General features: G+C 53.5%; 1 rRNA gene. It reads right to left on the bottom strand.

The features are described 5' to 3' along the window. Positions 1 to 80 precede the first annotated feature (80 nt). Positions 81 to 1,642, bottom strand: a 16S ribosomal RNA gene (locus SH601_RS17495). Position 1,643: the final 1 nt, after the last annotated feature.

Here is a 1,643-nt window from a genome sequence, read left to right as displayed (position 1 = left end):
AATTGAACTCTCAAAACTGAACCAAACAACCTAGTATGAGGCAATCTACGTAGTAGATTGTTCCGTAATTATATCCTTAGAAAGGAGGTGATCCAGCCGCACCTTCCGATACGGCTACCTTGTTACGACTTCACCCCAATCATTGGCCCCACCTTCGGCGGCTGGCTCCAAAGGTTACCCCACCGACTTCGGGTGTTGCCAACTCTCGTGGTGTGACGGGCGGTGTGTACAAGACCCGGGAACGTATTCACCGTGGCATGCTGATCCACGATTACTAGCGATTCCGGCTTCATGCAGGCGAGTTGCAGCCTGCAATCCGAACTGAGAATGGTTTTATGGGATTTGCTCGACCTCGCGGTTTTGCTTCCCTCTGTACCATCCATTGTAGCACGTGTGTAGCCCAGGTCATAAGGGGCATGATGATTTGACGTCATCCCCACCTTCCTCCGGTTTGTCACCGGCAGTCACCTTAGAGTGCCCAACTGAATGCTGGCAACTAAGATCAAGGGTTGCGCTCGTTGCGGGACTTAACCCAACATCTCACGACACGAGCTGACGACAACCATGCACCACCTGTCATTCGGTCCCCGAAGGGAACTCCCTATCTCTAGGGACATCCGAAGATGTCAAGACCTGGTAAGGTTCTTCGCGTTGCGTCGAATTAAACCACATGCTCCACCGCTTGTGCGGGTCCCCGTCAATTCTTTTGAGTTTCAGCCTTGCGGCCGTACTCCCCAGGCGGAGTGCTTAATGCGTTAACTGCAGCACTAAGGGGCGGAAACCCCCTAACACCTAGCACTCATCGTTTACGGCGTGGACTACCAGGGTATCTAATCCTGTTCGCTCCCCACGCTTTCGCACCTCAGCGTCAGTTACAGACCAGAGAGCCGCCTTCGCCACTGGTGTTCCTCCACATATCTACGCATTTCACCGCTACACGTGGAATTCCGCTCTCCTCTTCTGTACTCAAGTTCCCCAGTTTCCAATGACCGCTTGCGGTTGAGCCGCAAGATTTCACATCAGACTTAAGAAACCGCCTACGCGCGCTTTACGCCCAATAATTCCGGACAACGCTTGCCCCCTACGTATTACCGCGGCTGCTGGCACGTAGTTAGCCGGGGCTTTCTCGATAGGTACCGTCAAGGTACCGCCCTATTTGAACGGTACTTGTTCTTCCCTAACAACAGAACTTTACGATCCGAAAACCTTCTTCGTTCACGCGGCGTTGCTCCGTCAGACTTTCGTCCATTGCGGAAGATTCCCTACTGCTGCCTCCCGTAGGAGTCTGGGCCGTGTCTCAGTCCCAGTGTGGCCGATCACCCTCTCAGGTCGGCTACGCATCGTTGCCTTGGTGAGCCTTTACCTCACCAACTAGCTAATGCGCCGCGGGCCCATCTGTAAGTGATAGCCGGAGCCATCTTTTAACTTCCCTTCATGCGAAGAAAAGTGTTATTCGGTATTAGCCCCGGTTTCCCGGAGTTATCCCAATCTTACAGGCAGGTTGCCCACGTGTTACTCACCCGTCCGCCGCTCGTTCCACTAACGTCCTTCCGAAGAATTCAGTTAGCTTCCCGCGCTCGACTTGCATGTATTAGGCACGCCGCCAGCGTTCGTCCTGAGCCAAGATCAAACTCTCAATAAAG

The sequence above is a fragment of the Gracilibacillus pellucidus genome (assembly GCF_033949965.1).
GTDB lineage: Bacteria > Bacillota > Bacilli > Bacillales > Amphibacillaceae > Gracilibacillus > Gracilibacillus pellucidus.
Note: the sequence above shows the minus strand (reverse complement) of the source record. Positions and strands in the feature narration are given on the sequence as shown.